Annotated in this window: 7 protein-coding genes and 1 pseudogene; 3 read left to right on the forward strand and 5 right to left on the reverse strand. The window is 54.2% G+C overall.

Annotated elements, in window-relative coordinates; genetic code table 11:
• The coding region (gene ypfJ / locus ACOSYY_RS08260; RefSeq protein ID WP_421661791.1) for a KPN_02809 family neutral zinc metallopeptidase at positions 1-532 on the forward strand (532 nt) is incomplete at its 5' end.
• Positions 529-978, forward strand: a complete 450-nt coding sequence (locus ACOSYY_RS08265) for an FUN14 domain-containing protein (protein WP_421661792.1) — start codon at positions 529-531, stop codon at positions 976-978. The genes ypfJ and ACOSYY_RS08265, both read left to right, overlap by 4 nt.
• A gap of 23 nt (positions 979-1,001) precedes the next feature.
• Here ACOSYY_RS08265 and ACOSYY_RS08270 read toward each other — a convergent pair whose 3' ends face one another.
• The 5 genes and pseudogenes from ACOSYY_RS08270 to rnhA all read right to left on the reverse strand — a co-directional run.
• The gene (locus ACOSYY_RS08270; RefSeq protein ID WP_421661793.1) at positions 1,002-1,499 is read right to left on the reverse strand and encodes a hypothetical protein; all 498 of its coding nucleotides are present in this window, start codon (positions 1,497-1,499) and stop codon (positions 1,002-1,004) included.
• Between the two features lie 390 nt (positions 1,500-1,889).
• Positions 1,890-2,285: a hypothetical protein gene (locus tag ACOSYY_RS08275; protein ID WP_421661794.1), complete on the reverse strand. Its 396-nt coding sequence runs from the start codon at positions 2,283-2,285 to the stop codon at positions 1,890-1,892.
• Between the two features lie 19 nt (positions 2,286-2,304).
• Positions 2,305-2,799 (reverse strand): S16 family serine protease, encoded by a 495-nt coding sequence (locus ACOSYY_RS08280; protein ID WP_421661795.1) that lies wholly within the window; start codon positions 2,797-2,799, stop codon positions 2,305-2,307.
• 511 nt (positions 2,800-3,310) lie between these two features.
• Positions 3,311-4,132, reverse strand: a complete 822-nt coding sequence (locus ACOSYY_RS08285; protein ID WP_421661797.1) for an ABC transporter ATP-binding protein — start codon at positions 4,130-4,132, stop codon at positions 3,311-3,313.
• Between the two features lie 6 nt (positions 4,133-4,138).
• A pseudogene (gene rnhA, locus ACOSYY_RS08290) lies at positions 4,139-4,585 on the reverse strand (ribonuclease HI); the annotation flags it as partial.
• Positions 4,586-4,857: 272 nt separating this feature from the next.
• On the opposite strand from rnhA, the gene ACOSYY_RS08295 reads away from it, so the two are divergent.
• The gene (locus ACOSYY_RS08295; protein WP_421661796.1) at positions 4,858-5,883 is read left to right on the forward strand and encodes an OmpA family protein; all 1,026 of its coding nucleotides are present in this window, start codon (positions 4,858-4,860) and stop codon (positions 5,881-5,883) included.
• Positions 5,884-5,989 lie beyond the last annotated feature (106 nt).

Consider the following 5,989-nt stretch of genomic DNA (forward strand, 5'->3'; position numbering starts at 1 on the left):
TTCAGGAGCCGTGCGGTCGGCCTGCGGCACGACATCGTCGGCCGTTGGACCGTTCTATTGTGCCAACGATAGACGGCTCTATTTAGATCTTGCCTTCTTCGATGAAATGGCGCATCGTTTTGGAGCGACGGGTGACTTTGCGCAGGCCTATGTGATCGCGCATGAGGTCGGCCATCACGTGCAAAATCTTCTCGGCGTCGCGGACACAGTGCATCGACGCCGACGACAGGTGTCAGAAGTGGAAGGAAACGCGCTTGCGGTCCGAATGGAACTCCAAGCGGATTGTTATGCCGGTGTCTGGGGTCACCATGCCAAGCGAGAGCGAAACTTGATCGAGCCGGGGGATTTCGAAGAAGGGCTTCGCGCGGCAGCGGCCATCGGTGATGATCAATTGCAGAAAATGTCACGCGGCTATGTTCAACCGGAAAGCTGGACCCACGGTTCATCCGAGCAGCGAATGACCTGGCTCAAGCGAGGCCTCGAGTCCGGTGACCCGTCTGCCTGCAACACATTCGACGCGGCACGATTATGAGCACCGTACCCGTTCAAGCTCAGAAGAGCGGCTTTTTAGCTAAAACGCTGGGAACACTGGCGTCAGACCCTCCCTGGGCCGCCAAATCGTTTCTTGCTGCCGGCGCGACGACGGTCGCCGGAATAGGCGCGTGGCTCTCCGATATGATGTCGCCGGCCCTCGCCCGCGGGGGCGCCAGCTTCCTCGGTGGGTTCATCCTCGGATGGGCGTTCCGGAAAACCGTGAAACTTGCTCTGATTATCGCCGCCTCATTATTCGCGCTCATTGCCATCCTCAAAACCACGGGTTGGATTCATCTGGATTGGACCTTGATCGAAGCGGATGCGACTCGCACGCTTGATTGGGCTCGAGGGAAAGCTCAAGGGTTCAAAGAGGTGGTGACAGGATACCTACCTTCAGCCGGTGCCGCCGGCGTCGGGGCATTGTTTGGGTTTCGGAAGAAGTAACACACAGAACAGTTAGAACATTTTTAGCGCGATGAGATCGCACTTTTCCACGCTATTTGCATGTCCTGATGCAGGGACACCGCTTCATCGGCAAGCCATTCAATCTTTATCGGCCTGTGATCAAATCGTTCAATGCGAATATCTCTCCACGCACCAGGGAGGTAATCTTCCTGTAAGTTCAGATTCTTGATAGACGCATAAGGAATAATGATTTTCCGTTTCCAGTAGGCAAGCAGGATTCCCTCCTTACCAACAATCACTTTTTCTATCCTGAAAAATGATCCCCATACTATGCCAACAAGAGATAGCGCAGCTCCGTAAAGGCTCCTTGCATTCATGCCCTCAAACCATAGCCCAAGCATTGACAATGCAAGCCCTCCGACGCACATCGTCATAATTACCAGACCTCCTGAAGGTTTAGCGAACCAAGTCATCGCTCCGCTTGATGAAGACTTCTGCAGATGTTTGCGAAGCGTCGCCTCAAGCTCAGCAAAATTATCCAGCTCATAGCTGATCCGCATTCGGCAAGTACCTCGGTCGTCGAGAACATCATATCGCCGGCACACGCTATGAGGCACAAGACCAACAATTTGCTCCCAAGAGACAGTTACAGACGTCCCATTGGTCGACTCGTAAACTAAAGCTTGCTCCGTAACCAGAACACAGTCGTGCATGCGAGTATAGAAGCGAATCGTCCATACAATAACGATGCAGATCCCGATGAGAGTCAGCGCGCCAATTATCTTGTGCCTCGGCTCGTCGCTAAACCATACTAACGAGCAAGGGAGTAAAGTAGAGATAAGAAGAAAAGCAATGCACACAATAACTACTGCTCGAGTCCCTGAGGAAACGTATACCGTCGTGTCGTATCTATTACTCTCATAAGAACAGCACCTGAGAGCTTATATTCTTCAGTGCTTCCTCACCGCTTTCACATCCAACGTTCCTAAATAGTACCCCTCAAGCGTGACCTGATCGCTGTCCTTGAGCATGACGGTTCCCATTTGACAGATGGTCGCATAGCTGGCCTGAATCGTAGCGGTGCCGTCATCCACTATAAAATTTTGAATGCACTTCTCCAGCTTGGTGTTATTTCCAATAAAATGATGCATTTGGTAACCGCTAACCATTCCTTCCACCTGGACAACTTTCATCTTGTAAGCTTCCGGATAGGTCTGTAGGGAATTGATTTTCACCGGTTCAGCCGCCAACACGACCGGTGCAAACAGACTGACTGCTAACAGCATCAATCCCAGCACGCCGGTAAGCATTCTTCCCATCTGAATTCCCGTTGCACGAAACCTCATGATCGACCTCCCGATTATATTACTGGGATATGACCTGACGTAACGACTGACCGGTTGCGGCGCTATAGGCCTCCGCAAGCGTATGCACTTCGATCACTTGAATGGATCGCTCGACTCCGGTGAAACTGAGATGGCTGTTATCCAATGCATCGGGCACAATCATCGTGTTCTTTCTGAGGTCCCGACAGGCGCTCATCTTATCCACGAGTCGCCCCACCGCTCGGATCTCCGCGTCCGGCTCGATCGTCCCCGACATACAGATATCTTGGCGAATCGGATCGCCGAGCAGTGCGGCGGCAATGCCCACAGCGAAAATCCCACCGGCACTGGGTCCATCCAGCCGGACAGGCACCAGGATGCGCACACTTAAGTATCTGGGGTCGTATCCTGCGGCACTAGTAGCGACCGCGACAGCCGTACGAAATGAGTGAACGGATACAGGCATCAGGTTCGAATCACCTATAATCTCCGGCCCTTTTCCATCGGCCTTGTATCCCACTGTCAGTTGCCCCATGAATCCGCCCCATGAACCGGTAATAGAGCCAGCTTTATTTTGCCCCACACTCAAAAGGGGTAAGGTCAGAGAGACTTCCGGAAACGGCAATGGCTTCCTACTCTCTTGTCGTTGGAGAAAGCCGGAAGCAACGTTATCCGCAGTCGCCGGGGAGGAGTAAATGCCGCCCTGTGAAGATTTCGGCGTTGGGGAAATGATCACCGGCGAGTAGGTCCTTGCCTCGGCTAGTTGCCGACATCCCGGCCATTCATGATCCGTATACAAGTCAGCTTGTCCTGGTCGAGGACAGACCCAGGTTTCGGCCCATACCGAGCCGGGAAAAGTGTGCGTTATCACGCAACTGCTCAGAAGGCATAGGAGAAAGCGCAGGCTTGTCTTATCTTTTGATTTCGAGAAGTCTTGACCCATGCGTCGCTTGCTGGAAGGATCAGCATCTGAAGCCTATCTCTTGAAATGGATTTCGTCAAAAAGGCAGTGTTTAAAAGCGAAAGCGACAGGGAACTTGGCGCAACTATCCCGGCAAGGCTTGATACCAGCCATTGGCCTGAACAAGGGTGATCGTACTGTCGAAGAGCCGGCTGACGTGGTCGTTAGTAAATAGCGTTGATTTGAAACCGTCGGCCAGGATCTTTCCCTCTTTCAGGAAAATCACTCGATCGATCTCCGGAGGAATTTCATGCAAATGGTGCGTCACGAGGAGAACTGTTTTTCCTTTCGCGATTTGGACACGCAACAGATCGAGATACTGAAAGCAGGCTTTGAGGTCGAGACCGCTTGTCGGTTCATCCAGCACCAGCACCGGCGGGTCATGCACCAATGCTCGGCCTAACAGAAACCGTCGCTGCTCGCCGGTAGACAGATGGCCGAAGCGGCGGCCGGACAATTCCATAATTCCCAATTCCTGCATCACTTCATGCGCCCTGTTCATCTGAGTCTTGGTAAATTGTTGATACTCATAGATATCGTTGCTCGCGTAGAACCCGGAGAGGATCACATTAAACCCTTCGGCACAGATCAGATAGTCCCGTTGGAGATCGTGCGACACGATACCGATTCGCTTCCGCACGTCCCACACATTCCAGCGGTCTTCGCCGAAGAGCATCATTCTCGTTTCGTCCTTCGGCATTGCATGGACTTCGCCCAATAACAGCTTGAGCAGGGTCGATTTCCCCGCTCCATTAGGACCAAGGATAGCCGCGTGTTCACCGGATTGCAGCGCAAAAGAGAACTCCGAGAGTACACAAGTGTCGCCTCGATAGACCGTGGCATTCCGGATATCAAGAATCGGCGGAAGGCCGGCTGATCGGCTCACCTCTTGGGCCGGAAGATTCATTGGGCCGGAAACTGGTCGCCCGACCCGGCGAGCCCGTTCAAGACCGGCGCGAGCCAGCGCGTCCACCCGTTCATTTTCAGGATGGCCGCTGTGCCCTTTGATCCAGTGCCATTCGAGGGTATGCTTGGCAACCAACGAATCGAGGCGCCGCCACAAATCTTCATTCTTGACCGGATCTTTCCCAGCCGTCTTCCATCCGCGCCGTTTCCAACTGTGAATCCATTCACTAATGCCTTTCTGGACATATTGCGAATCGGTATAGACCCGCGCCTTCACCGGCTCCTTGAATAATTGCAATGCCTCTATGACTGCGAGAAGCTCCATTCGATTGTTTGTCGTCGCCGGTTCCCCGCCGCAGAGTTCTGTTTCAGCACCACCGTTCCGCACCAAGACACCCCACCCCCCTGGGCCGGGATTCCCGCTGCATGCACCATCCGTATAGATGTCGATCATTCCTTGCTTTCTCCATCAACCAATCTTTCACCTACTTCCGGGAAGATATCAGCTCGCCTCTTGTGGAGGCTAGCTGGAGCGTTAGCTCGGCAAGCTTGCGAATTCCAAGGATTTCACCGCTTCTCTTGACGAAGACACGTATCGGACTATAATTCCACCTTCAAGTCCACCAAAAATAGGCAGTTACCTTCAGTCGAGCAATTGAAACGTCTGAGATTAAGTTTACTCCTTTCAATACGTTCCTTGCGCCTTTCACATAGGGGGAAGAGACTATGCGACCCACATCAAGTCATCGAACCATGCCCTTCCGGAGCGCCACGTTGGTTCTGCTGTGCGCGTCGGCCGTCGGAGGCTGTGTGAGTGCGCACACTCACAAGCAGACTCTCGATGAACTTGACGCGCTCAAGAAACAGTCGGCGCAACAGCAAGAGCAACTGACCGGCATGCGGGAATCACTCGACCTGGAAGCCGCTCAGCGGAAAGCCGCTGAAGAGCAAGCCGGCTCATTGGCGAAGGAACGGGAGGACCTCCAGGTTCAATCCGAACAGTTGACCGGGGAACTCGCCACTGTGCGTAGCCAGATTATGGACCTCGAACAGAAACATGCAAGCGGCAGTGCTTCCGCGCGGGAGGAAATCGAGAAGTTGCAGCAACAAGCTGCATCAATGGAAGCCAAGGCAGCCCAAATCGAGAACGATCGTGAACAGCTCCGCCAGGAACAGGCGCGATTGGCCGAGACACTCGATCAGGAGTGGGCTGCCAAGGAATCGAAGGACGCGGAGATCAAGCGGCTTACGCGAACGCAGGAAGAGTTATCCAAGTCGCTCCAAGACGAAATCTCCAAGGGCAATATCACCATCCAACAAGTACGCGACCGCCTCACCATCAATCTGGTGGACCGGGTCCTGTTTGACTCCGGTCAGGCGGAGGTGAAACCGGCCGGCCAGACGGTACTGAAGCAGGTCAGCGACCTCTTGAACACCGTCACGGACAAGCGGATCCGAATCGAAGGCCACACGGACAATGTGCCGATCAGCGTCAAACTGCGGAGCCGTTACAAGACGAATTGGGAACTCTCGACGGCACGGGCCACGGCGGTTGTACGCTATTTGATCGATCAGGGCGGTGTGGACCCTCGGAACCTCTCCGCAGTCGGTCATGCGGACACGCAACCCGTCGCCCCGAACGATACCGACGAGGGACGAGCGGCCAACCGCAGGATTGAAATCGTGCTGTACCCCAAGGACATCCAAGAAATCGCCGACCAGGTCGAAACCGGCACTGTGGTATCGCCGTAGGGGCGATGGTCGTCGATGGCGCGCACAGTAGACGTCGCGCCTCCGGCTCGGCTCCCTCAATCGAGTGCTACGTCCTGTCCCTGAAGGCTCCGTGGCCAGGCTTGTT

Source organism: Nitrospira sp. BLG_2 (assembly GCF_049222245.1).